Raw genomic sequence first — 26,710 nt, forward strand, 5'->3', positions numbered from 1 at the left:
CCTGGCTGTACGAAAGAGTACACTGCTGCAAATCGACACGCTTATCCGGCAACTGACAGAAATCTCAGCACTGACGGAAAGTATTGGCGGTAAAGCCGCCCCGGACTGGGCCATGAAACAGGATTTTCGCTGTGGCTGCTGGCTGAAGGAGAAACAGGAAACCGCAATGAAAGCCATTACCCGGAATCTTGACCGCGAAATCTGGCGTAACCTGATGCAGCGTTCCGGGATGCTTTCCTTAATGGATGCACAGGCACGTGATACATGGTACAGGTCACTGGAATATGATAATTTTCCGGAAATCAGTGAAGCGAACATTCTGAGCACATTTGAACAACTGCACCAGAATAAGGATGAAGTGTTTGAGCGGGGGGTGATCAACCTCTTCAAAGGGCTGAGCTGGGATTACAAAACCAACTCACCCTGTAAATTTGGCAGTAAAATTATCGTCAACAATCTGGTGAGGTGGGACCAGTGGGGATTTCATCTTATCAGTGGAATGCAGGCAGATCGCCTGGCTGACCTGGAAAGAATGTTGCATCTGCTCAGCGGTAAACCGATCCCCGACAACCGGGGAATATCACCATTAATCTGGATGACCACATACAGTCCGTTCAGGGTAAAGGACGCTATGAAGATGAGATGTTCATCATTAAATACTTTAAGAAGGGAGCTGCACACATCACTTTCAAAAGGCTGGAGCTGATTGACAGAATTAACGATATAATAGCCAGGCACTTTCCTTCTGTGCTCTCAGCCTGACCCCGAGTTTGATTCCCTTTCGATATCAAAAGGGACTGCGGGTACAAAAGAGGGTACATCTTTCACCAAACCAAACAAAATAAACCAATATCAACACGATAGAAGCATTCTTCGATTCCGAGTCCGGCACCACTAATTCTTAAGAACCCGCCCACAAGGCGGGTTTTTGCTTTTGGATCTTTATATAAAATAAACTTGGGAGCATAACGCCATCAGGTCTTAAACACTCCCGAATCATCAATAAACATCCCCCGCTAACAAAACACAGTTCAGTTCACATAACATCCCTGTTATCCCACACATATCTGCTGGCCGAACGACGCCAGTGCGCATACGGAGGCAAGAGCAGCCCTGCACATGGCAGCGCTTGTGGTAACCTGGTTTAATCCGGTGATAGAGGCGTTTTACATGCATCTGCCAGCAGCCGGAAAAACCAAAAAAGTGGCGCTGGTTGACTGTATGCGTAAATTGCTGACCATCCTGAACGCAATGCTCAGAAAGAACGAAGAGTGAAATGAATCGTAGCATCATGTTGCTCCATAATTTTTACGTTCAAGACAGTTGATTATCGGCGCATATGACTCAAAAAGAGCCTGATGATTGCCTCTTTTCCATAGGCTCTTTCTCTGAAGTGAAGGAAGGCCCGGAAGAAAGCACTCGCTGGCATACGTGACTCCAGCTCAACCGGAGATAATCACCATTGTTATTTTTCTATTTAATAATAATCTCCTGAAAAATAGATATAGCAAAAATACAATCCGGCCAGATTTAATTCCGCATTCATTACCAGAAATAATCAACACCACAACTATCATATCATTCAATAGTCACCGCTAAAATTTTATTATTTTCCTCTTCTTTACATAGAAATTGTCAACCTGTTTATTATGCCGCACTTAAATAGTTAATCACAAAACAACATCACCATTATTTGCGTGTTTTATTTATTAATAACATAGTCATACGTTCTTTTTTTACAAGGAAATAATCAATTGATAAATTGTTTTTGTTCTTAATAGTCAAGTAGGAAACATTTTAATAAATGATAAAAATCCTAAATTCCTTGTTCATAATGTAGGGGTGTGTTAAATAGGTGGGCAAAATTTGGTTCCCCTTCTCGCCTGTAATATTGCAGCATCTTCGCACCTCCATGAGACATTGCGACTTAATAAGAAGGTGATAAGTCCTGCATATAAGCATGGACTGACCATGGTTTTATATTCATTAAAAATTTTGTTACAACCCATTGATTTAGCATAAATAAATTATAGTGGGTTCGGGTTTGTTGTGACTGTGGCATTATTTCCGTGCAAAGGAGCTGATATGTCTGAAAGACATTTACCTGATGACCAGAGCAGTACTATCGATCCATATCTAATTACCTCTGTTCGCCAGACTCTGGCAGAACAAGGCGCAGCATTACAAAACTTGTCTAAACAACTGGATTCCGGGCAGTACCAGCGTGTCCTTAATTTGATAATGAACTGTAAAGGGCACGTTATTCTTTCGGGAATGGGTAAATCAGGGCATGTCGGTCGTAAAATGTCAGCGACGCTGGCCTCTACGGGTACGCCTAGTTTCTTTATTCATCCTGCAGAAGCTTTCCATGGCGATCTGGGCATGATTACGCCTTACGATCTTCTGATCCTTATTTCTGCCAGCGGTGAAACGGATGAAATCCTCAAGCTAGTTCCTTCACTGAAAAATTTCGGCAACCGAATTATCGCCATTACCAATAATGGAAATTCCACGCTGGCGAAAAATGCTGATGCCGTGCTGGAACTCCACATGGCGAATGAAACCTGCCCGAATAATCTTGCACCAACAACGTCTACCACGCTGACGATGGCGATCGGCGATGCGCTGGCGATTGCCATGATCCACCAACGCAAATTTATGCCGAATGATTTTGCGCGCTATCACCCGGGCGGTTCATTAGGTCGTCGCCTGCTGACCCGCGTTGCTGATGTCATGCAGCATGATGTTCCTGCGGTACAGCTGGATGCGTCATTTAAAACCGTGATTCAACGTATCACCAGCGGATGCCAGGGAATGGTGATGGTAGAAGACGCAGAAGGTGGGCTAGCGGGCATTATCACCGACGGTGACCTGCGTCGCTTTATGGAAAAAGAGGATTCTCTGACATCCGCCACGGCTGCGCAGATGATGACACGTGAACCGCTGACGCTACCGGAAGACACCATGATCATTGAAGCGGAAGAAAAAATGCAAAAGCACCGCGTCTCAACGTTATTGGTGACCAACAAGGCAAATAAAGTCACTGGCCTTGTGCGCATTTTCGACTAATTAAGCAACGGGGTGCGAGAGGTTAGTCTCTCATTGAGTTTGCGCCCCACTGAAACTTTGATAATCGTTACATGTTGATAAAAGTGAAGTCTGCCGTATCCTGGATGCGTGCTCGTCTGTCTGCCATCTCACTGGCAGATATCCAAAAACACCTGGCGAAAATCATCATTCTGGCACCGATGGCGGTGCTGCTGATCTATCTGGCTATCTTCAGCCAGCCTCGCTATATGAGCGAGTCGAAAGTCGCCATTAAACGCTCGGATGATTTAAACAGCGGCAGCCTGAATTTTGGTCTGCTTCTGGGTGCCTCTAACCCCAGTTCCGCAGAAGATGCGTTGTATCTGAAAGAGTACATCAACTCGCCGGATATGCTGGCGGCGCTGGATAAGCAACTAAATTTTCGTGAAGCGTTTAGCCACAGCGGGCTCGATTTTCTTAATCATCTTAGCAAGGATGAAACCGCAGAAGGCTTCCTGAAGTACTACAAGGACCGTATCAACGTCTCGTATGACGATAAAACCGGATTACTGAATATTCAGACGCAGGGCTTTAGCCCGGAGTTTGCGCTTAAGTTTAACCAGACCGTGCTGAAAGAGTCAGAGCGCTTTATCAATGAGATGTCACATCGCATCGCGCGTGACCAGCTTGCCTTTGCAGAAACGGAGATGGAAAAGGCACGCCAGCGTCTGGACGCCAGCAAAGCGGAATTGCTCTCTTATCAGGACAACAACAACGTTCTGGATCCACAGGCACAGGCACAGGCGGCGAGCACGTTAGTGAATACGCTGATGGGCCAGAAGATCCAGATGGAAGCGGACCTGCGGAACTTGCTGACGTATCTGCGTGAGGACGCCCCGCAAGTTGTGAGTGCGCGTAATGCGATTCAGTCATTGCAGGCACAAATTGACGAAGAAAAAAGCAAAATCACAGCGCCGCAGGGTGACAAGCTAAACCGTATGGCGGTGGATTTTGAAGAAATCAAATCAAAAGTAGAGTTCAACACCGAGCTGTACAAACTGACCCTGACCTCCATTGAAAAGACCCGTGTAGAAGCGGCTCGTAAGCTCAAGGTGCTGTCAGTGATCAGTTCGCCACAGTTGCCGCAGGAATCGTCTTTTCCAAATATCCCTTATTTGATCGCCTGCTGGTTACTGGTGTGCTGCCTGCTGTTCGGCACCCTGAAACTGTTGCTGGCTGTTATTGAAGATCACCGAGACTAACGCTGTCGCTGAATGAGTTTGTGATGAAATTATTTAAATCAATTTTACTGATTGCCGCCTGTCACGCGGCGCAGGCCAGCGCGGCCATTGATATTAACGCTGACCCAAACCTTACAGGAGCCGCGCCGCTTACCGGTATTCTGAACGGGCAACAGTCGGATACGCAAAACATGAGCGGCTTCGACAATACCCCGCCGCCCGCACCGCCGGTGGTAATGAGCCGTATGTTTGGTGCTCAACTTTTCAACGGCACCAGCGCGGATAGCGGTGCGACGGTAGGATTCAACCCTGACTATATTCTGAATCCGGGTGATAGCATTCAGGTTCGCTTGTGGGGTGCGTTCACCTTTGATGGTGCATTACAGATTGATCCCAAAGGTAATATTTTTCTGCCAAACGTTGGTCCGGTGAAAGTTGCCGGGGTTAGCAATAGTCAGTTGAACACTCTGGTTACATCAAAAGTGAAGGAAGTGTACCAGTCCAACGTCAACGTCTACGCCTCCTTATTACAGGCGCAGCCAGTAAAAGTGTACGTGACCGGATTTGTGCGTAATCCTGGTCTGTATGGCGGTGTGACGTCTGATTCGTTACTCAATTATCTGATCAAGGCTGGCGGCGTTGATCCAGAGCGCGGAAGTTACGTTGATATTGTGGTCAAGCGCGGTAACCGCGTGCGCTCCAACGTCAACCTGTACGACTTCCTGCTGAACGGTAAACTGGGGCTTTCGCAGTTCGCCGATGGTGACACCATCATCGTCGGGCCGCGTCAGCATACTTTCAGCGTTCAGGGCGATGTCTTTAACAGCTACGACTTTGAGTTCCGCGAAAGCAGCATTCCCGTAACGGAAGCGTTGAGCTGGGCGCGCCCTAAGCCTGGCGCGACTCACATTACGATTATGCGTAAACAGGGACTGCAAAAACGTAGCGAATACTATCCGATCAGTTCTGCGCCAGGCCGTATGTTGCAAAATGGCGATACCTTAATCGTCAGCACTGACCGCTATGCAGGCACCATTCAGGTGCGGGTTGAAGGCGCGCACTCCGGTGAACACGCCATGGTGCTGCCTTATGGCTCTACCATGCGTGCGGTTCTGGAAAAAGTCCGTCCGAACAGCATGTCGCAGATGAACGCGGTTCAGCTTTATCGCCCATCAGTGGCCCAGCGTCAGAAAGAGATGCTGAATCTCTCGCTGCAAAAGCTGGAGGAAGCATCTCTTTCCGCCCAGTCCTCCACCAAAGAAGAAGCCAGCCTGCGAATGCAGGAAGCGCAACTGATCAGCCGCTTTGTGGCGAAAGCGCGCACCGTGGTTCCGAAAGGTGAAGTGATCCTCAACGAGTCCAATATTGATTCTGTTCTGCTGGAAGATGGCGACGTCATCAATATTCCGGAGAAAACGTCGCTGGTTATGGTTCACGGCGAGGTGCTGTTCCCGAACGCGGTGAGCTGGCAGAAGGGAATGACCACCGAGGATTACATCGAGAAATGTGGTGGCCTGACGCAAAAATCGGGTAACGCCAGAATTATCGTCATTCGTCAGAACGGTGCTGCGGTCAACGCGGAAGATGTGGATTCACTCAAGCCGGGCGATGAGATTATGGTTCTGCCGAAATATGAATCGAAAAACATTGAAGTTACCCGTGGTATTTCCACCATCCTCTATCAGCTGGCGGTGGGTGCAAAAGTGATTCTGTCTTTGTAAGGAGTTGAGATGAGCAAAGCAGTTATTGTCATTCCGGCTCGCTATGGCTCCTCGCGCCTGCCGGGTAAGCCACTGCTCGATATTGTTGGTAAACCGATGATCCAGCATGTTTACGAGCGTGCGTTACAGGTGGCGGGCGTCGCAGAAGTTTGGGTGGCAACAGACGATCAGCGTGTTGAAAAGGCCGTGCAGGCATTTGGCGGGAAAGCCATCATGACGCGCAACGATCATGAATCCGGCACCGATCGGCTGGTCGAGGTGATGTATAAAGTCGAGGCAGATATCTACATTAACCTGCAGGGCGACGAACCAATGATTCGCCCGCGGGATGTAGAAACGCTGCTACAAGGAATGCGTGATGATCCCGCGTTGCCAGTGGCAACTCTATGCCACGCGATTTCTGCCGAAGAAGCGACCGAGCCAAGCACGGTAAAAGTGGTGGTAAATACCCGCCAGGATGCGCTTTATTTCAGCCGCTCACCGATTCCGTATCCGCGTAATGCTGAAAAAGCGCGCTACCTGAAACACGTCGGTATTTACGCTTATCGTCGCGATGTGCTGCAAAACTACAGCCAGTTACCGGAGTCCATGCCGGAGCAGGCGGAATCACTGGAGCAGCTAAGGTTGATGAACGCGGGGATCAACATCCGCACATTTGAGGTTGCCGCAACCGGTCCGGGCGTCGACACCCCAGCATGCCTGGAAAAAGTGCGCGCCCTGATGGCACAGGAACTGGCTGAAAACGCATGATTGGCATTTACTCGCCTGGCATCTGGCGTATTCCGCATCTGGAGAAATTTCTGGCGCAACCGTGCCAGAAACTTTCTCTGCTGCGCCCTGTTCCGCAAGAAGTTGATGCTATCGCCGTGTGGGGACATCGTCCCAGCGCGGCGAAACCAGTCGCCATCGCCAAAGCAGCGGGAAAACCCGTCATTCGTCTGGAAGATGGATTTGTGCGTTCGCTGGATCTTGGCGTCAATGGCGAGCCGCCGCTTTCTCTGGTGGTGGATGATTGTGGCATTTACTACGATGCCAGCAAGCCTTCAGCACTGGAGAAACTGGTACAGGATAAAGCCGGAAATACAGCTCTGATAAGCCAGGCCAGAGAAGCGATGCACACCATCGTGACCGGGGATTTGTCGAAATATAACCTGGCACCTGCGTTTGTGGCGGATGAATCAGAACGTTCAGACATCGTTCTGGTTGTCGATCAGACATTTAATGATATGTCAGTGACGTATGGCAATGCTGGCCCGCATGAGTTTGCTGCCATGCTGGAAGCCGCGATGGCGGAAAATCCTCAAGCCGAAATTTGGGTGAAGGTGCACCCAGATGTACTGGAAGGAAAGAAAACAGGTTATTTAGCCGATCTGCGTGCCACGCAACGAGTATGTTTGATTGCCGAGAATGTCAGTCCGCAGTCGCTATTGCGACACGTTTCCCAGGTTTACGTCGTGACATCCCAATACGGCTTTGAAGCCTTGCTGGCAGGAAAACCAGTAACATGTTTCGGCCAGCCCTGGTATGCAGGTTGGGGCTTAACCGACGATCGTCATCCACAGTCCGCTTTGTTATCTGCCCGACGCGGTTCTGCCACGCTGGAGGAACTTTTTGCCGCTGCATACCTGCGTTACTGTCGCTATATCGATCCGCAAACGGGAGAAGTAAGCGATCTATTTACCGTGCTGCAATGGCTGCAATTACAACGTCGACATCTGCAACAGCGTAATGGTTATTTATGGGCGCCAGGCTTAACGCTGTGGAAGTCAGCGATCCTGAAACCTTTCTTGCAAACGGCAACAAACCGGCTGAGTTTTTCACGTCGCTGTACTGCGGCGAGCGCCTGCGTGGTATGGGGTGTAAAGGGAGAACAGCAATGGCGAGCCGAAGCGCAGCGAAAATCACTGCCGTTATGGCGAATGGAAGATGGTTTTCTGCGTTCATCCGGACTTGGCTCTGACCTGCTGCCGCCGCTATCGCTGGTGCTGGATAAACGCGGTATTTACTATGACGCCACGCGCCCCAGCGATCTGGAAGTGCTGCTGAATCATAGCCAGCTAACGCTGGCGCAGAAGATGCGAGCTGAAAAATTACGCCAGCGACTGGTTGAAAGCAAACTGAGTAAGTACAACCTGGGAGCCGATTTCTCTCTACCAGCCGAAGCCAAAGATAAAAAAGTTATCCTGGTGCCGGGTCAGGTAGAGGACGATGCCTCTATTAAAACAGGCACTGTCTCGATTAAGAGCAACCTTGAGTTATTACGCACAGTACGCGAGCGTAATCCGCACGCCTACATTGTTTATAAACCGCACCCGGATGTACTGGTGGGGAATCGCAAGGGCGATATTCCGGCAGAACTAATTGCTGAACTCGCTGATTATCAGGCACTGGACGCAGATATTATTCAATGCATTCAGCGCGCAGATGAAGTGCACACCATGACATCATTGTCCGGGTTTGAAGCGTTATTACATGGCAAGCAAGTTCATTGTTACGGCCTGCCCTTCTATGCCGGTTGGGGTTTAACCGTTGATGAACATCACTGCCCGCGCCGCGAGCAAAAATTAACGTTAGCAGATTTGATCTATCAGGCGTTGATTGTTTATCCAACCTATATCCACCCAACACGGCTACAACCTATTACGGTAGAAGAAGCTGCGGAATATTTAATCAAGACGCCGCGCAAGCCGATGTTTATTACCCGAAAAAAAGCGGGGCGGGTAATACGCTATTACCGCAAATTAATTATTTTCTGCAAGGTCAGATTTGGCTAAACAATTTCATAGTTGACTATTACGCAAATTATTTATGCAAGGTAATGCACTAACCGTTTTATTATCCGGTAAAAAATATCTGCTATTGCAGGGGCCGATGGGACCTTTTTTCAATGACGTCGCCGAATGGTTAGAGTCATTAGGACGTAACGCTGTGAATGTTGTATTCAACGGTGGGGATCGTTTTTACTGCCGCCATCGACAATACCTGGCTTACTACCAAACGCCGAAAGAGTTCCCCGGATGGTTACGGGATCTCCACCGGCAATATGACTTTGATACCATCCTCTGCTTTGGTGACTGCCGCCCATTGCACAAAGAAGCAAAACGTTGGGCAAAGTCGAAAGGGATCCGCTTTCTGGCATTTGAGGAAGGATATTTACGCCCGCAATTTATTACCGTTGAAGAAGGCGGAGTAAACGCATATTCATCGCTACCGCGTGATCCGGATTTTTATCGTAAATTACCAGATATGCCTACGCCGCACGTTGAGAACTTAAAACCTTCAACGATGAAACGTATAGGTCATGCGATGTGGTATTACCTGATGGGCTGGCATTACCGCCATGAGTTCCCTCGCTACCGCCACCATAAATCGTTTTCCCCCTGGTATGAAGCACGTTGCTGGGTTCGTGCATACTGGCGCAAGCAACTTTACAAGGTAACACAGCGTAAGGTATTACCGAGGTTAATGAATGAGCTGGACCAGCGTTATTATCTTGCCGTTTTGCAGGTGTATAACGATAGCCAGATTCGTAACCACAGCAATTATAACGATGTGCGTGACTATATTAATGAAGTCATGAACTCATTTTCACGTAAAGCGCCGAAAGAAAGTTATTTGGTGATCAAACATCATCCGATGGATCGTGGTCACAGACTCTATCGACCATTAATTAAGCGGTTGAGTAAGGAATATGGCTTAGGCGAGCGCGTCATTTATGTGCACGATCTCCCGATGCCGGAATTATTACGCCATGCTAAAGCGGTGGTGACAATTAACAGTACGGCGGGGATATCTGCACTGATTCATAACAAACCACTCAAAGTGATGGGCAATGCCCTGTACGACATCAAGGGCTTGACGTATCAAGGGCATTTGCACCAGTTCTGGCAGGCCGATTTTAAACCGGATATGAAACTGTTTAAGAAGTTTCGAGGGTATTTATTGATGAAGACGCAGGTTAATGCAGTTTATTATGGGGGAAGGTTTTTTGAAAACAGAATGATGGTGGAAAATAAAACACATCTCGCAATAAAAAACAGATAATAGCCCATGTATTATCTAGTTTGTGTGATTCATAGACATCGTTTCACTATAATGCCTTACTATGAACAGGGAAATTCAGCAGCGGCTACAGTGGGTAAAACTCTATGAAACGTCTGGTGACGCGGGGTTCGTATGCCGTCGCTGCGGTATTTCCCGCCCCACATTGCGTAAATGGTGGCGCAGATATCTGGCTCAGGGCATCGCTGGTCTGGAAAGCCATAGCCGTCGCCCTAAACATTCACCATCAACGAAAACCGGCGTTGGCGAAGTCGCTCTGATTCTGGAGTTACGTTCCCTGCGAAATTTGGGTGCAAGGAGGATTCAGAGCGAGTTAAAACGACTTCATGCAATCTCACTGGCAGTGGCAACGATCCACAAAGTTCTTTGCCAGAATAAGGTTAAACCTGTCGTTAAATTCCGGCGTAAAGCAGATTTTATTCGCTACGAACGCCCTGTTCCCGGTGATCGGGTCCAGATGGATACCTGTAAAATTGGCCCCGGTTTGTATCAGTACACATCTGTTGATGACTGCACTCGCTACAGAGTCCTGAGACTCTACTCTCGTCGCACGGCTGCAAACACACTGGATTTTATCGATTGTGTTATTGAAGAAATGCCTTTCCCGATACAGCGCTTACAGACAGACCGGGGAAGAGAGTTTTTTGCCGTTAAGGTGCAGGAAAAATTGAAAGAATACAGCATCAAGTTTCGTCCAAATAAGCCAGCCTCACCTCATCTTAATGGCAAAGTTGAACGTTCTCAAAAGACAGACAAAGCCGAGTTTTACGCTACCGTAGACCTCTCAACTGATGACCTGAAAGAACTGCTGGCAGAATGGCAGCATTACTATAACTGGGAACGCCCTCATAGCGCTCACAACGGTAAAACTCCGATGGAGCGCTACTTCGAACTTGCAGAGCAAACACCATACTCTGATGCCGTTCACGCAAGCTATCAGCCCAATGAAGAGCATATACAGGAACAGAATTACAAACTTGAAATTGAACTGAGAAAATTGAAACGATGTCTATGAATCACACATCTAGTTAAATACAAACCCCACAATAAATCATATAAATGCATCTATTATTACATATCTTAATCTACATACAATTATAAATATTTATTTCAATGGTCTTGCTCTCTTTTATAATCACTATCCTATATAACTATTAAAATATAATTACTCATATAAAACAGCAGCAATGAAGATGTTTTAACATACCATTCAAATAAAACACTTTTCTCAAATGCAATGTGAATTTAACCGATAAAAATGGATAGGTAAATTAACACCAAACTAGTCATCTGAAAATTATCGATACGCATTTGGTTATTAGTATTTTAAATAACCTATGTCATAAATATCCCACCAGTATCTTTGGCGGGATATTTTATAATTGACCAAAATTATTTTTATTTCGCAAAATAATGTTATTTATTGAACTGTAAAATACTCATCTAAAAATATTGCTTTCAGATTGTTTTTTTTCATCCACCCTTTAATGTCGGAAAGATATTCGCTGGAATTTTCCATTATTATAATAAATATTCTATTTTTTTCATTTTTTTCTTTGCTTTTTAGAAAAGACTCTATTTTATTTGGCTTGCAGGACCACACAGGGCTATTTACGTTCAACTGTGGATAAACTTCAAATATTTTAGAAATAGAAAAAGATGGTCTATCAACACCTGTGTAATACAACTTTGTTTTTGAATTAACCGTATTTATTATTGCAACATCGCCAGAAATAAAATTAATTTTATTTTTTTCACCAACTAAATACTGACATGCTTTTGTTTGTTTAGGATTTGTTTTTAAGCGATATTCAAAACCGAGCCTTATTAAAATATTTTCAAATATATCATATGTGATTTCATCATATGATGAATCCTTATAATGTACTAAATAATTACATAACAAATATATTAAAAAAGATTTAAACTTTAGCTCCTTCTCGTATTTTTCATCATCTGATTGATGAGCAAACTCACGATAAAGAGATATTATTTCCTCCCCTGAACGAACATCATATGTAAAACCCTTCCCCGTATAAATACTGTTCCCAAGTACAAATGTCAATTTATTTAAAATAAGAGATTCCAAACCCACCGTAGAGTTTATGACCACATTAAACTCTGAAGCTTTAAGCAAGGAGTGTAGGTTAATATCTGAGTTAATTATGCATCCAGCCGGATAATCAATTTGCCTTTTTTTATTCTCAGGATGAGGGCGAATAACAAGAGAAAAACCTAATTTTTTTGCGACGGGCATTAGTTCATTAATCACTTGTCGCATTTTTTTAAATTTAGGTGAATTTATAATTATATTGGAATCACCTTCTATTTGTTCACAAAAAAGAATAAAACCTTTATTTTTAATTTTTAATTTTTGGAATATTCTTTGCTTATCTGAAATGATCAAATCATTAGTGTTAACAATCGTTTCATTAGCATCAGAAAAGTTTTTTATATAATTATCAGCGAAATGAAATTTATTGTTTGGCGGTATGTCGATGTAACTTCCCGCAAGATAGCTTTTAAAATTAACACCTTGATAATCCACAAGATAAGTAGATGGCAGAAGCCCTCTTTCTACAAAGAGAACCGGAACATCTATAATCTTTGCAACAATTTTAGGAATGAATATCATATGAGGTCCATTTCCATTCCAACTTACCAAAAAATCTGGTCGTATTTTCTCACAAAGATTCAACAATGTCTCAATCAAAAGAATACAATATTTTATTGATTTAGAAAATTTATCTTTCTCATAATGCTCTGGAAACATTCTCTTATGAGTTAAAATATCAACTCCAATATTTACTCCTCGATAGCTCATTTTTGCGATAGGAAGTTCATGATTTTCCCTATACCACTCTTCTGCCAGATCTCTATTTTTTTTGGTAAACATTTCTTTTAGTGAATGTGTTATAAAGTCATGCTGCATGAAAAAATTTTTATGAGCGCTTTCGACCTTCACAATCTCACTAAAAACTCCTTGTCTTCTTAATTCCATTGCAATATGCAGATTTATATCCATTAATAATCTGGCATCCATACCGAAAATTAAAGCTTTTTTACGGGAAGGCGTTTTACTTTCATTAACTGGTGTTTTTCTTATGCTATTTTCCTGTTTTATACAAATATTATCTCTAGGTAGTTCTAATATTTCCCTCCATTTTATAGCCACACTTTCGAAACTATATTCATCTTTAGCTAATTGCAGTGCATTTTCTTCTAACTGTATTCTTTTCTCGTTATGAGTAAGTATATCATAAAGCGCAGAAGTGAAATCATGCCATTGATCTGCAATAATGGCATGAACACCATTTTTAATATTAATACCATCACAACCCAAGGTGGTTGTTACCATTGCTTTTCCATAAGAAAGAGCCTCAACGGATTTTATTTTCATACCTGCGCCGTTGAGTATTGGGCAGATTACAACTTTTGCTGAATTATAACATTCTGATAGATCTGGAACACGACCAAGACGATTAATATGATTTCCTTTAATTTTTTTTATAGCTGCGCAATTGCTTACATCTCCTGCTACAGCGATCAACGGCATTTTTCCAAGTAGTTTCGAAAGCTGCGGTATAACATTCGCATTGAACTTCATGAATCCTTCTATATTGAATGGTGAACTAGAACCCACAAACAAAATATCATATTTATGTTTAGAGTCTCTATTTACACATGTTTTAACGTTATGAAATCCGGGTATGAACACTGTATTTTTGATGCCAAATCTACGCTTGAATTCCTTTTCTTCATTTGGATTAATTGCTATTACTGTATCAAATTTATTAATACATTTTCTCTCACTTTTTTCAAATTTAGCGAGATCAAATCTATCGTTTGGTTTTATCTTTAGGGCTCCTTTCATTATCTCTGTAGCAAAATCGTGTGTATCAACTATTGTTTTCCCCTTGTAACCTCGTGGAATTACATCGGATATTTTCAAATAATTAACAATTACATAATCGGGTGACTTAGTTTTTATATATTTCCTTACAACTTTTTTAAATGTATATGGACAAGTCTCTTGCGTACAAATCCTGTCCGTCCCAAAAAGACTCTCATCTATCTTTTTTAATGCCGAAAAAACATTATCTTTTGAGAATTTAGGATGCCTTTTTACAATTACATCAGATAACTTATAAGCTTTTAAAACATCTTTCTTTACATCAATGCTTTTCCGTTCTTTTTGATTTGAGTTAAGTATTGCTAGTGATATTTTACAATTTAATGATTCCAGCAGTTTGATTGTTTGATGAATTCTGTTTTGATTCCCTTTAAATGCTGGATATGGGATTTCCGGGGTTACTATTAAAATATTCTTCACTCTTTACCTCTAGGAAACAAACTCGACATTTATAGTAGAAAATAGCATTTCAATTAGCACATCAAACGCGCTGAACAAATAACAAGTTGCCCCATTAACTATTTATATAATTTTTATTGTTACAAACAAAAAACTCAGTCATTTCTTGTAGTTTTATCATCAAGAGAAGATAAATTATATATTTTTATTAAGTCAACTTTCAGGCGCATGATTAAAAAACATATGAATATGTTAATATAAAATAAGTTTTCCTTCTATATACTCCTCTATCCCCTCCTGAACATCCTCATAAAAACTAACCGCATTATCGTCCTTAAACACAATGGCCACATCACAAAACTCTTTCAATGAATTCAAACTATGTGAAACCATCAAAAAACTAGACTCTTTATGCCTTTCATTAAACAATTGAGCGCATTTTTCTTTAAACCTGGCATCACCGACTGCGGTTACTTCATCGACGATATAATAATCAAACTTAAATGCCATGCTTAAACCGAAGCCTAAACGCGATCGCATACCGGATGAGTAAGTTTTAATCGGCATATCGAAGTACTTACCGAGTTCGGCAAATTCTTCAACAAACTCAACTTTCTCTTTCAGCTCTTCTTGCTTCGCGTATAACCGCGCAACAAATTTTACGTTTTCGCGTCCGGTTAAACTTCCCTGAAATCCACCTGCAAGACCGACTGGCCATGATATTGTCTTATTGGTGATGATCTTTCCACTGTCGGGGCGGTCAATGCCGCCAATCATTCTCAGTAACGTTGATTTACCCGCTCCGTTGCGACCAATAAAGGCGACACTTTTTCCTGAAGGGATTTCAATATTTAAATCCTTAAAGACATAGTGTCGACCCGTTGGCGTGCGATAGGACTTCGTCAAATTCTCAATCTTAATCATGATGTCAGCATTGCCTCTTCACGCGTTCGGTATAACGCCAGACCGATGAACAGGGTGACCAGAGTGAACATTGCCAGGTAGTTCAGACTCACGCCTTCGCTGATATAGCCAGGCATAACTGCCTCGCGGCTTAACTCTACGACATGCACTAATGGATTCCAGAGTAGATATGACCAGTATTGCTTCGGAATCGAGTGTAGAGGGAACATGATGCAGGAGATGAAATACAGCGGCTTAAGCAGTATCGGCAGGACCTTTTGCATTTCAGGGAAGGTTTTACCAACGACCATGAATATTAAGCCAACGCCACATGAAAGAATGATTAACAAACTCCAGGTAAGCACAAGTTGTAAAAAGTTTGTTATTTCGAAATATTCGCCTACCATCCAGACGATAAGCATAAGCAATATATAAACAGCAACGTAAATCAGTGTCTCAAGCAATGCACGCGCAATGATCGTATCGATGGGTTTTACTGGTCGATAATTAAACAACCCCTGATTCGCTTCAATAGCACCTACAGAACGATTGCTGATACTGCTAAAGATAAAAAAGGGAATCAGGCCATTAAGTAAAAACACCGGGAATGAGATGTCTGGCATCGTGCGGTGCATAATGTAACCAAAAATGCCCAACAGTATCAGCAAATGCGCAGAGGGTTCGAGAATCGCCCACAAATATCCCAGACGGAACTTACCAAAGCGTGTTCGTATTTCTCGTAGAAATAATGCCTCTACGGTGACTTTCTGGACTTCAAATCCACTTCTTGCCATTTGATGATGTGATCCTAATCTCTTCAGGTACGCTACCGCCCTTGGCTTAACAGCTACCAATACACTGGAGGTAATGCTTATTTGTAACTGGATAAAATTTACTCAGACGGTTTGACCTTTTTAATAGCCGCAAAAAATTTCAGCAGAAATTATTTCCGCAGGGATAAATAGATCTATTTCCGTCTCGTTTCTTCTAATCCATTCTTCAGGCATGAATGTATTCGGTCTTCTGGTAATTTCAGAAAACTGGCCATTTCAGAATGTTGAGTTAATTTCTCAGGAAATTATTTCTACCTCTTTTTGCTTAACCAACATGGCTTGAAAAAGACGTAAAGCAGCATGCGCTCTGGATTACTCCGGAACACACTTATTCAAAACGGGCTGCTAATTTCGCAAGAAATTATTTTTTACTATTACTGTTAACTACTTGATTATAATACCACCTATGAATTTTATGCGTAACAACACCTGCAATCTGCCTCAAACCAGAACGCATGTGATTGATTACCAATAAATTGTTTAGCGAGAAACTATTCCCCTATTTAAAATTCACTCATGTACTTCTTATTTATATCTACAGCACCCTCTTCACAGCCATATTTGTGATTTATATCACATTTAAATGGTGTTATTTAAGTCGCATCAATAATCCCGGAAGTAATTATTTTCGTCGATTAAAATATACATCTTGATTATTTTGTGTATCTATTTTAACCAGCGTTACAGCCAGCATTATCCCTCGGTAGATATACCTGAGCAGACTTTTCCTAAAATCGACGAATAGTTTCTTGGGAAATTATTATACTATTTGAAATTCCCTCTCTGATTATCTCCAGGAATTTTACTAATTTCTAGGCTACACAAAATACAGATCACACAAGAATTATCCTATATGTTTTGACCTATCAATTGCTACCTAATGATTCATTGCATCTATTAATAATCATGATGTATTGCCACACGTAAGCATATTTATAGGACGCAGGGCTGTTTCAGGAGAGAACTCGTATCTGTCGTTTTGCAGAACATTCAGTGATGGCGGGAGTGGGATATTTCTTATTGCAAAAATATTTAACTCGGTGAGTGGATAAGAAGATTATACACTCACCTTTCGGACTGAATTTCACAGGTAAGGAATTTACTGGAACACTTATCCTCTTATCAACTCCAACCGCTGCACATTCACCATCCCTGGCTTCTCACCCGCACTAACATCAATTTGTGTCACCCGCAGCGCATACTTTTCATCCAGCGCGTTTAACCAGTTCAGCAGGTCATGAAACACCACAGGTTCTATCCAGACCTGAATATTCTCCCCGCGCTCAGCTATCCGCTTGATGACCACTGAGTGCGCGGAAGCACTGTCACTGATGACCCTCGATACCTGTGCAGGCGTGGTTGTGGCGGATTTTCGCGCCGCAATAATATCCGGCGCGGCGCTCTTCAGTCGGGTGTTCATCGTCACCAGCTGCTGCAACATCGTCTCCTGTTGCTCAATCCGTTCGCTCAAAGGCTGCCAGATGAGAACGTAATATCCGGCGCTAAACAGGAACACCACCGCTGCCAGTAATATGCCCTTTTCACGCGGAGAACGCCCCGCCAGGTGTTGTGTCAGCCAGTGTTCGCCACGGCTTAACTGGCGTTCACGCCATTGCTGAAAATAGTGAATAAATTTATCGCGTAACATGTTATTTCCTCCGCAACGTTACGCCGCCGGAAACCACATCACCCTCTTTCTGTAACGCGTCCTGTTGCACAACATAATCTGCCGCCAGTGCGCTACGCAGTTTGTCGAAACTGGCAAAGTTCGCGGCCCGCAACTGAAGGTGGAGCGTCTGGCGTTTTTGATCAAAGGTGAAACCACGCATTTCGATGTCGGTAAGTGACGCTGATTTCAGGGTACTGGCGATCGCTGACAATTCTGCGAGCAGCCGGGTATCGTCGGCCTGCGGGCGATATTTTTTCAGCGCCATCGTCACCTGGGAACGCAAATTCACAATCCGCTTCTGCTCCGGGAACAGTGTTAAGAACTTTTTTTCCGCCTGGGTGCGGCTTTGCGCCACCTGTTCGCTGACGCTCCATAACGTCACGCCCCGTTCCACTGCCAGCGCAACCAGAATCAGCAATATCGGCAGAATCATCACCCGCCAGCGCGCCCACTGTTTTCGGTAGCTGACCCGAGGCTGCCACGGCCCTGTTAGCAGATTCCCGTCCGGTTCGCCATAAGTGGTAATGGCGGGCAGAGCCGTAACGGTCAGACGTTCAGCGTCTGGGCCAGCCCATGCAGATAGCTCTTCCGGCGCGATTCCGACTACGGTCAGCGAAATCGGTGACGCCTGCTCATTGAGCTGGGCGCGGAACATGACCGGGGCCAGCGTCCGCCCGGCGCTCCATCCCCGGCATTCATCGATGCGGCAGATAACCCGTTGCGCATCGCCAGCCATAAACCCACAAGGAATGGACATCCAGTCCGGCGCGACGGTAGCGCGGGTGATGCCGTTTGCCTGCAACCACTGCGCAATGTTGCGCATATGCTGCTGGTGAATCACAGCTACGGTTGCCAGTTGCTGGTCGACTTTCAACGGGGCGAAATGCAGTTCATCGATATCCTGGTTCAGCTCTTCTTCCAGCAAGGCGGGCAGAATAGTCGGTATCTGCTTGCGGGGGATATCAGGCAGTTCAACCTGCCAGACGCTGATCCATTCGCCGGGAATGTAGAATCGAATCGCATCAGTTTGCAGCCATTGCTGGAGCTGTTCGTTGTCAACGTCAGACCAGATGCCGTGCTCCACGTCGGTGGTACGGTGCTGCCAACGGATGGGATCGGAGGCGCAAAGCGGGATAAAAATCTCAAGCATGGAACTCACTCACTTTCTCCTGTCTGATGCCAGAGAACAGAAAAGTGTTGTGGGCCCATGCGGACAATTAACGAGTTCATCGTCAGTTCAATCTCATTCACGGTGATATCTGAACGCAGCCAGAAGTAATTGCTGTCCACGCTCAGGACGGTTTTTAGCTGTTTTTTAGTACGCTCATCGACGTCAGCAAGTAGCGGCTGTGCAAGAAACTGATCGACATCTTCCCAGCCCTTCGCCGGACGTTGTTGTAATAACGCCCGCGCCTGAACAGGGCTTAACCACGGGTCAAACAGCGCCTCAAGAATCACACTTTGCGCGACGTCCAGGGTATTAATGTTGATTTGCTGGCGGGTCATCGGCAGCGCACAGACCAGCGGTTTCAGTTTTTGATAAAGCCCGGCGTCCATTCCCTGTACCACGCGCATCTCACTGATATCAGCCAGCGGTTGATTAGCGGCGTAGAACGGCACCGAACGGGCGAGATACTCGCTGTCTTCACGCCCCAGACGCGTCTGCACGCTGCGGTCTTCGTCAATAAACTCCCACAGGCTTTCGGCTATCAGTTCGGCCCGATAAGCAGGCACATTGAGGCGCGAGATCAGGGCAATCAGTTGTTGTACCGCGAGCGGACGCGACGCCGTCGTCGGCTGAGCGAGGGCATTCAGGTTAAAGCAGGCCTGTGCGTCACGCAGAGTGACGGCGATTTGCCCCTGCGGCAGTGGGAAAAAACGAGGGCCAGAAGCCCACGGTTGTGCCAGATGCACGCGCTTTTCATTTTTCAGGCTCAGACTGAGTGCGCTCAACGCCAGGCTTTCTGCACTGGCGCTGTACCACAGCGCCTGCTGGTACTCCTGCTGGCTGCGCGTTCGCCCAAGTTGTTGCTGCATCCGCCCGGAAAGCGTGATGGTTACCAGCATCATGACCGCCAGCAATACCAGCACCACGACCAGTGCCATTCCGCGTTTTGGTGGTGAGGTGATCATGATAATTGCGGCCCGCGTAACAACCAGATGCGTTCAATTTCGCCCCATTGCGGCGAATGCAGGGTTATGCGTACCGCCACGGGGATCGCCTGTACTGACGACCAGCTCTCCTGCCAGCGCATACCATCATAGAACTGCAAACGAAGCGAATCCGCCGGAATCAACTTTTGCATTGTCGGCTTCACGCTGCCTGCTGCGTCGGTCAGCGGCCAGGCTAACCGTTCGAGATAACCGTCATGAATGCGGTAACCGACGGTGAGCAGATTACTGCGCGGCAGACGCATCAACGGATTAACCACACCGCCGCGCACAAAGCGCATCCCTTCACTCTCAGACGCCAGCACGCCAGCGCCAGCCAGTAACGCTGGTTCACGCTGGCCCTGATCGCCTCTTACCGGACGCGGCATCATTTGTGTCAGATCGTGGGTCAGAAAACTCATCGTTTGCTGCATGAGGTTTAGTTTTTGATCGTGTCCGGCGACGGCGCTATTCACGCGCGTGACGCCGTTAGTCACCTGCTGCGCCATCAGTGCCAGCGAGGCAAAAATGGCAATTGCCACCAGCATTTCCAGTAACGTGAAACCAGCGCGAGCCCTTCTCACTGTTGGCCTCCCACGGCGCTAAACCAGGCGCGTCGTGACTGAATCACCGGCGAAAAGTCTTCGTGAAGGCTGACTTCAATATCCACCGCCTGGAGCAGCGCGTTGCCTGTACTCAGCGGTGTGGTTCGCCAGTACCAGCGGCTTCCTGCCATATCGCTCTCGCCCTGATGCCTGACCGCCCGCTGCTCGCGGGTCATCAGGTAGAGCAGCGCGGTCTGGTTTTCAGCCACCCAGCCTGCTACCGTTTTTTCCTCAAGAACGTGCTGATTACTCAGCGCACCGCTGGCAATCTGTAACACCGCCGTGGCAGCCAGCGCAAAAATCGCCAGCGCGAGCATCACTTCCAGCAAGGTAAATCCGCGCTTCATCGCATCCTCTCATCACATTGATTGAGGGATAACGCGCCATCGTGTGCCAGTTTTACCGCCCAACATGCGTTTTGCGCCGCCGAGTAGAAGCGCAGCGTAAACGGCGTGGCGGGTTCAAAAGGCGAAAAACGGATCTGCGGCGTCTTCTTTTTCGCCTCTTTTTGCAGCTCCAGTTCAATATCGTGCAGCGTCAGGCGACGACGCTGCAGCTCCAGCGCATATTCCTTCTGCCAGATATCACTTCCGGGTTGTAACAGCATCTGCACCTGTTTCGGCTCCGTAACCTGTGCCGATAACCGGGTCGAGGAAACGGGCAACCACTGCCCGTGACGACGCTGCATAAACTGATAGCCAGGCGGGTCGATTAACACACCGAGTGTCTGCCCTTCAATCACTGCCCTGTCCTTAAACTGCGCAAAGCGAGTCAGAAAATCCTGCGCCGCTTTTTTCGCAGGCGGCTCTGAAGCGGTCGCAAACGTCTGTACCACGCCCGCACTGGCAAGGCCGATAAGGAAAATCACCAGCATGATTTCCAGAAGTGTGAATCCGCGTTCAGGCACTGATTACTGAAACTCCTGCAAATTCCAGTTACCGATATCTGCGCCAGCGCCCTCCCCGTTTTCCTGACCATCTGCCCCCAGGGTATAAACATCAAACAGTCCTTTTTCACCCGGGCTGAGATACTGATAATCATTGCCCCACGGATCTTTTGGCAGTCGTTTAATGTATCCACCGGTACGGTAGTTGCGGGAGTCCGCCATATTGGCCGGTTGCTGGATCAGCGCCTCAAGCCCCTGCTCGGTAGTCGGATAACGCCCGTTATCCAGTCGGTACATATCCAGCGCATTCTCCAGCGCCACGATATCGCTGATGGCTTTTTGCCGATCGGCTTTCTCTTTGTTGCCCAGCAGGTTAGGCACCACCAGACTTGCCAGGACGCCAAGAATAACAATCACCACCATCACTTCCAGCAGGGTAAAACCTGCCCGTGGTTTTTGTGTGCGGGATAACGAATTCATGTGATAACTCCGTAAATTACATTCCAACCATATTGTTCAGTTGCAGCATCGGCTCGAGGATGGCGATGACGATAAACAGCACCACGCCCGCCATCATCACCACCAGAGCAGGCTCAAACAGCCCCAACGCCAGCCCCACCTGGGTATCAAATTCTCGTTCCTGGTTAACTGCGGCCTGTTCAAGCATGGTTTCCAGTTCACCGCTCTGTTCGCCGGAGGCGATCATGTACAGCATCATCGGCGGGAACAGGCGCAGATCCGCCAGCGCGGCGCGCAGACTGCTTCCTTCGCGGACGCGATCTGCCGCCAGCAGCAGTTGTTGCTCGACATAGCGATTTGCCGACACGGCGGCAGCGGTCTGAATACCTTCCAGTAGCGGAACACTGCTGGCGGTGAGGATGCTTAAGGTGCGGGAAAAACGCGCCGTATTCAGCCCGCGCGCAACACGCCCCGTCACGGGCAAACGCAGCAAGGTTTTATCCCAGCGCAGGCGCATGGCAGGATTTTTGAGTAGCCGTTGCCCCAGCACCAGAAGCCCCAGCAATCCCGCCAGCCAGTAAACGCCGCTGGTCTGTAACGTGTCGCTCATGGCGATGAGCATGCGGGTGGAGGCAGGCAGCGCGTGTCCGAGATGATCAAACTGTTCGATAATTTTCGGCACTACTGCCGTCAGCAAAATAGTGACCACGCCCGTTGCCACCACCAGCAGTACCAGCGGGTAGAGCATGGCCTGCAGCAGGCGTGATTTCAGACGCTGCCGCTGTTCGGTGTAATCCGCCAGGCGATTAAGCACCACGTCGAGATGTCCGGATTTTTCTCCGGCAGCGACCATCGAACAAAACAGAGAATCAAAGACGCGGGGATGTTCGCGCAGGCTGTCCGACAGGGTGTAACCTTCCTGAATCCGGCTGCGTAGCGCCATTCCGAGGCTTTTTACATGCAGTTTTTCGCTTTGCTCACTGACCGCCTGTAAGCAGGTTTCCAGCGGCATTGCTGCCTGCACCAGCGTTGCCAGTTGGCGCGTGAACAGCGCCAGATCTGCCGCCGCCACGCGACGATGTGCGTGCCGCCGACGCTGCAACATTCCCCCTGCAGAAGCATTCATCCGGGCTTCAATGTGCACGGGGATAAGCTCTTTACCGCGCAACAACTGGCGGGCATGACGCGCTGAATCCGCCTCAATCATGCCTTTGGTTTTGCGACCATTACGCTCCAGCGCCTGATAGTAAAACAGTGCCATTACGCCTCCATGGTTACCCGCAGAACTTCATCGAGAGAGGTTTCTCCGGCGAGCACTTTCTCAATGCCATTGCTGCGGATGCCCGCAGAGTGTTGCCGGACATAACGTTCCAGCTCCAGCTCCCCGGCCTGACGGTGGATCAAATCACGCAATGTGGCGTCCACCACAATCAGTTCATGGATAGCGGTACGTCCGCGAAAACCTTTGTGATTACAGGCGGGGCAGCCCTGCGGATAGTACAGAGTGACGGCATGCGCATCGGTAATCCCCAGCAGGCGTTTTTCTTCGTCGGTGGCAGGCGCGGACTGGCGGCAATCGGGACACAGCGTGCGAACCAGTCGCTGCGCCATCACGCCCGTCAGACTGGAAGAGAGCAGGAAAGGCTCCACGCCCATATCCTGCAAACGTGTGATCGCCCCCACCGCCGTGTTGGTATGCAGCGTGGAAAGTACCAGGTGCCCAGTGAGCGACGCCTGAACGGCGATTTCTGCGGTTTCGGTATCGCGGATTTCACCGACCATCACCACATCCGGGTCCTGACGCAAAATCGCGCGCAGGCCACGGGCAAAGGTCATGCCGACGCGGGTGTTAACCTGTGTCTGACCGATCCCTTCAATCATGTATTCGATGGGGTCTTCAACCGTGAGAATGTTACGCGAATGGTTGTTCAGCTCCTGCAATCCGGCGTACAGCGTGGTGCTTTTGCCGGAACCCGTCGGCCCCGTCACCAGAAAGATGCCGTGCGGTTTGTGCAGTAGCTGGCGCAACTGCGCGGTCAGTTCGTGACTTAAACCCAGACGCTCCAGCGTCAGGCGGGCCTGGTTTTTGTCCAGCAGTCGCAGCACCACGCGCTCGCCCCAGGCGGATGGCATGGTGGAGACACGCACGTCAATCGCCCGACCGCCCAGCAGCAGCGCAATACGGCCATCCTGCGGTACGCGCTTTTCGGCGATATCCAGCCGTGCCATCACCTTAATACGCGATACCAGCAGCGAGGCCAGTTTGCGCCCCGGACGCAGCATTTCATGTAATGTGCCGTCAACACGAAAACGGATCACCAGACTCTTTTCAAACGTCTCGATGTGGATATCCGAAGCGCCTTCTTTAATCGCCTCTGCCAGCATGGCGTTGATCAGTTTGATGATCGGCGCATCGTCGTCACTTTCCAGCAGATCTTCCGTTTCCGGCAGCTCTTCTGCGAGGGTAAAGAAGTCCTCGGCAGAACCGAGATCTTCCATCAGCTGGCGAGCCTCGGAAGAGTCCCGCTGCCAGACGGCATTCAGTCGCTGTTCAAATTCGGCCTCGTCGATTTGCCGTAGCGTAAAGGGCGCGTTCAGCCCCCGCTGCAGCTCCTGCAAAACAGAGAGCGACAACGGATGAACATGGAGGATCTCCAGCGACGCTTCGCACCATGCCACCAGGCTAAACCGACGGCTGAAACTGTAGGGCAGACGCACGGTGTTAGCGGTGGTTTCCTGTGCTACAGGCACCATTAACGCGTTCTCCCGGCATTGAGGAATGCGCGAACTTCCGGCGGTAAGGCCTGATTTTGCGCTGGCAGTACCGGCTGCGCGGTGTGCGGCATCAGGCTTAAGCCTTGCTCATCGCGATAGATCTGCTCGGCGCGCATGTAGTTATATTTGCGCTGCGACACGCCGTCTGCCGCCATACCGTCACGCAGAATGGTCGGGCGGATAAACACCATCAGGTTACGTTTTTCTTTTTTATCCGCCGTCGATTTAAACAGGTTACCAATCAACGGGATATCGCCCAGCAGCGGCACTTTCGCCACGCTTTCTCCCGCCTGGTCGTCCATCAGACCGCCAAGCACGATCAGTTCACCATCGTTAGCCAGCACGGTGGTCTTCAGTTTGCGCTCACCAAACACCACGTCGAGGCTGGTCTGTCCTTCCACCTTCGACACTTCCTGCTCAATCACCATCTGTACCGCGTTACCTTCGTTAATCTGCGGCGTAACTTTCAGCATGATGCCGACTTTTTTCCTCTCTACGGTGTTGAAAGGATTGCTGTTATTGGAGCCAACGGTAGATCCAGTTAATACCGGAACGTCCTGGCCCACCATGAAGAAGGCTTCCTGGTTGTCCAGCGTGGTGATGCTCGGCGTGGAGAGCACGTTCGAGCTGGAGTCGTTTTTGACCGCCTGTACCAGCGCCATCCAGTCACCTTTCACCACGCCAACCGCCGTACCGCTAAAGCCGGAAAGTAGCTGAGCAAGCGTGGAGAGATCGCCGTTAGTATCCGGATTTATGGTGGTAGCGCCGTTTTCACTGATTACCGTCGAGCCTTTCTGCGGTTTCGCCTGAGAAATGGTTGCCCCCAGCGTGCCAATAGGGATCTGCGTACCGTTAGCAAACTGCATTAATCCGGCATCTTTCGACGCCCACTGCACGCCGAAGTTGATATTGCTGCCTTCAGCAACTTCCACGATCAACGCCTCGACGTGCACCTGAGCACGGCGAATATCCAGTTGTTCAATCACGCTTTGCAGCGACTGCATGATGTCCTGCGGCGCAGTAACAATCAGGGCATTACTGTGTTTGCTGGCGGCGATGGAGACAACCTCACGCCCGCTACCGACGGTGCCTTCCGCCTCTTCTTTAGCCGCCGTGAGCGTGCCGCTGACCTGCTTCAGCACATCGACCAGATCTTCCGCTTTGCTGTATTTGAGATAGAAAACCTGGCTGTTGCCGCTGCGCTCCATTTCTGAGTCCAGCCGACGGATCAGGCGGCGCATTTTGTCCCGCGTGGCCGGGTCACCACTGACAATCACACTGTTGGTGCGTTCGTCGGCGACAATTTGAGATTTCAGCGTCGCAGGCTGGTTCTCGCCGCTGTTTTTGGTCAGGCTTTCCAGCACGCGGGCGATTTCCGAAGCCGAGGCGTTATCCAGCGGGATCACCTCTTCAGTGCGATTACCCGCGTGATCCACACGCTGGATCACTTCCGTCAGCCGCTCCACGACGGAGGCGCGCCCGGTGAGCATAATCACGTTGGAGGGATCGTAATTAACAACGTTGCCTGAGCCTGCGCTGTCGATCATCTGGCGCAGAATCGGTGCCAGTTCGCGTACCGACACATTACGTACCGGCACTACTTTGGTGACCATTTCATCGCCCGCGTAGTTGTCGCTGCCTTCACCAACCAGCGGCAGCGGCTCGACTTTCGCGGCACTGGATTTCACCACCTTCAGCACGTCGTTTTCCATCGGTACGACCGCATACCCCTGTGCTTCCAGCAGGTTAAGGAATAGCTGATAATACTGGCGTTCATTGAGCGGGGTCATGGTGCGAATACTCACTTTCCCCTGTACGCCCGGCCCCATAATGATGGTTTTATTAAGGTTAGCGCCGACGGTTTCGATGAACGATTTCAGGTCGGTATCTTTAAAATTAGCGGTGAAAGTGGCTTCTTCCGCCCAGACCGGTGAACTGCATAATGCCGCTGCCAGCACCAGCGGCAGTAAACGCTTTTTTGTTTTGAGGCCAGTTGTCTTCTTACGCCAGACCGACAACGTAATATCACGCCAAAACACGATGAATGATTCTCCTGGATTAAATGC

At 47.9% G+C, this 26,710-nt stretch carries 20 protein-coding genes and 2 pseudogenes; 9 read left to right on the forward strand and 13 right to left on the reverse strand.

Features of this window, described 5'->3' with window-relative positions; all coding sequences use genetic code 11:
- The 9 genes and pseudogenes from ACJHYR_RS04240 to ACJHYR_RS04280 all read left to right on the forward strand — a co-directional run.
- Positions 1-762: pseudogene (locus ACJHYR_RS04240) on the forward strand (DUF4942 domain-containing protein); the annotation flags it as partial.
- A 342-nt stretch (positions 763-1,104) separates the two neighbouring features.
- A pseudogene (locus ACJHYR_RS04245) lies at positions 1,105-1,275 on the forward strand (IS110 family transposase); the annotation flags it as partial.
- An 810-nt stretch (positions 1,276-2,085) separates the two neighbouring features.
- Positions 2,086-3,069, forward strand: coding sequence for an SIS domain-containing protein (locus tag ACJHYR_RS04250; protein WP_001298261.1), 984 nt, complete (start codon positions 2,086-2,088; stop codon positions 3,067-3,069).
- A gap of 71 nt (positions 3,070-3,140) precedes the next feature.
- Entirely contained in the window at positions 3,141-4,289 is a 1,149-nt protein-coding gene (locus ACJHYR_RS04255; RefSeq protein ID WP_000905920.1) for a capsule polysaccharide export inner-membrane protein KpsE, read from the forward strand.
- A gap of 23 nt (positions 4,290-4,312) precedes the next feature.
- Positions 4,313-5,989, forward strand: a complete 1,677-nt coding sequence (locus tag ACJHYR_RS04260) for a polysaccharide biosynthesis/export family protein (protein ID WP_001305965.1) — start codon at positions 4,313-4,315, stop codon at positions 5,987-5,989.
- A gap of 9 nt (positions 5,990-5,998) precedes the next feature.
- Positions 5,999-6,739 (forward strand): 3-deoxy-manno-octulosonate cytidylyltransferase, encoded by a 741-nt coding sequence (gene kdsB, locus ACJHYR_RS04265; RefSeq protein WP_000030763.1) that lies wholly within the window; start codon positions 5,999-6,001, stop codon positions 6,737-6,739.
- A complete protein-coding gene (locus tag ACJHYR_RS04270; RefSeq protein ID WP_000579524.1) occupies positions 6,736-8,763 on the forward strand; it encodes a capsular polysaccharide biosynthesis protein in 2,028 nt (675 codons plus the stop codon). Before kdsB ends, ACJHYR_RS04270 begins: the two co-directional genes overlap by 4 nt.
- Before the next feature lie 34 nt (positions 8,764-8,797).
- Positions 8,798-10,033 carry a capsule biosynthesis protein gene (locus ACJHYR_RS04275; RefSeq protein WP_001161842.1) on the forward strand — a complete coding sequence of 412 codons (1,236 nt, stop codon included), beginning with the start codon at positions 8,798-8,800 and terminating at the stop codon, positions 10,031-10,033.
- A gap of 61 nt (positions 10,034-10,094) precedes the next feature.
- Complete coding sequence (locus tag ACJHYR_RS04280) at positions 10,095-11,066, forward strand: IS481-like element ISEc18 family transposase (protein ID WP_072837501.1); 972 nt, start codon at positions 10,095-10,097, stop codon at positions 11,064-11,066.
- 405 nt (positions 11,067-11,471) lie between these two features.
- Here the strand turns inward: ACJHYR_RS04280 and ACJHYR_RS04285 are convergent, their stop codons facing one another.
- The 13 genes from ACJHYR_RS04285 to gspD form a co-directional block, all read right to left on the reverse strand.
- The gene (locus ACJHYR_RS04285) at positions 11,472-14,384 is read right to left on the reverse strand and encodes a glycosyltransferase (RefSeq protein ID WP_053295894.1); all 2,913 of its coding nucleotides are present in this window, start codon (positions 14,382-14,384) and stop codon (positions 11,472-11,474) included.
- Between the two features lie 231 nt (positions 14,385-14,615).
- Positions 14,616-15,287, reverse strand: coding sequence for an ABC transporter ATP-binding protein (locus ACJHYR_RS04290; protein ID WP_000590246.1), 672 nt, complete (start codon positions 15,285-15,287; stop codon positions 14,616-14,618).
- The gene (locus tag ACJHYR_RS04295) at positions 15,284-16,060 is read right to left on the reverse strand and encodes an ABC transporter permease (RefSeq protein ID WP_000124296.1); all 777 of its coding nucleotides are present in this window, start codon (positions 16,058-16,060) and stop codon (positions 15,284-15,286) included. The genes ACJHYR_RS04290 and ACJHYR_RS04295 overlap by 4 nt, the downstream gene beginning before the upstream one ends.
- A gap of 1,150 nt (positions 16,061-17,210) precedes the next feature.
- The gene (gene yghD / locus ACJHYR_RS04300; protein ID WP_000942803.1) at positions 17,211-17,747 is read right to left on the reverse strand and encodes a GspM family type II secretion system protein YghD; all 537 of its coding nucleotides are present in this window, start codon (positions 17,745-17,747) and stop codon (positions 17,211-17,213) included.
- Position 17,748: 1 nt separating this feature from the next.
- A complete protein-coding gene (gene gspL / locus ACJHYR_RS04305) occupies positions 17,749-18,927 on the reverse strand; it encodes a type II secretion system protein GspL (protein WP_000097233.1) in 1,179 nt (392 codons plus the stop codon).
- On the reverse strand, positions 18,924-19,901 hold the full coding sequence (gene gspK / locus ACJHYR_RS04310) for a type II secretion system minor pseudopilin GspK (RefSeq protein ID WP_000633218.1): 978 nt from the start codon (positions 19,899-19,901) through the stop codon (positions 18,924-18,926). Before gspK ends, gspL begins: the two co-directional genes overlap by 4 nt.
- Positions 19,898-20,503: a type II secretion system minor pseudopilin GspJ gene (gene gspJ, locus ACJHYR_RS04315; protein ID WP_001250461.1), complete on the reverse strand. Its 606-nt coding sequence runs from the start codon at positions 20,501-20,503 to the stop codon at positions 19,898-19,900. Before gspJ ends, gspK begins: the two co-directional genes overlap by 4 nt.
- On the reverse strand, positions 20,500-20,871 hold the full coding sequence (gene gspI / locus ACJHYR_RS04320; protein WP_000820109.1) for a type II secretion system minor pseudopilin GspI: 372 nt from the start codon (positions 20,869-20,871) through the stop codon (positions 20,500-20,502). The genes gspJ and gspI overlap by 4 nt, the downstream gene beginning before the upstream one ends.
- Positions 20,868-21,431 carry a type II secretion system minor pseudopilin GspH gene (gene gspH, locus ACJHYR_RS04325; RefSeq protein ID WP_001588244.1) on the reverse strand — a complete coding sequence of 188 codons (564 nt, stop codon included), beginning with the start codon at positions 21,429-21,431 and terminating at the stop codon, positions 20,868-20,870. The genes gspI and gspH overlap by 4 nt, the downstream gene beginning before the upstream one ends.
- A gap of 3 nt (positions 21,432-21,434) precedes the next feature.
- Positions 21,435-21,890, reverse strand: coding sequence for a type II secretion system major pseudopilin GspG (gene gspG, locus ACJHYR_RS04330; protein ID WP_001087296.1), 456 nt, complete (start codon positions 21,888-21,890; stop codon positions 21,435-21,437).
- A 16-nt stretch (positions 21,891-21,906) separates the two neighbouring features.
- Complete coding sequence (gene gspF / locus ACJHYR_RS04335; protein WP_001173436.1) at positions 21,907-23,130, reverse strand: type II secretion system inner membrane protein GspF; 1,224 nt, start codon at positions 23,128-23,130, stop codon at positions 21,907-21,909.
- A complete protein-coding gene (gene gspE / locus ACJHYR_RS04340; RefSeq protein WP_000249334.1) occupies positions 23,130-24,623 on the reverse strand; it encodes a type II secretion system ATPase GspE in 1,494 nt (497 codons plus the stop codon). Before gspE ends, gspF begins: the two co-directional genes overlap by 1 nt.
- Positions 24,623-26,683 carry a type II secretion system secretin GspD gene (gspD, locus tag ACJHYR_RS04345; RefSeq protein ID WP_072837500.1) on the reverse strand — a complete coding sequence of 687 codons (2,061 nt, stop codon included), beginning with the start codon at positions 26,681-26,683 and terminating at the stop codon, positions 24,623-24,625. Before gspD ends, gspE begins: the two co-directional genes overlap by 1 nt.
- Positions 26,684-26,710: the final 27 nt, after the last annotated feature.

Source organism: Escherichia sp. WS1450, assembly GCF_046487395.1.
Taxonomy (GTDB): Bacteria; Pseudomonadota; Gammaproteobacteria; order Enterobacterales; family Enterobacteriaceae; genus Escherichia; species Escherichia coli.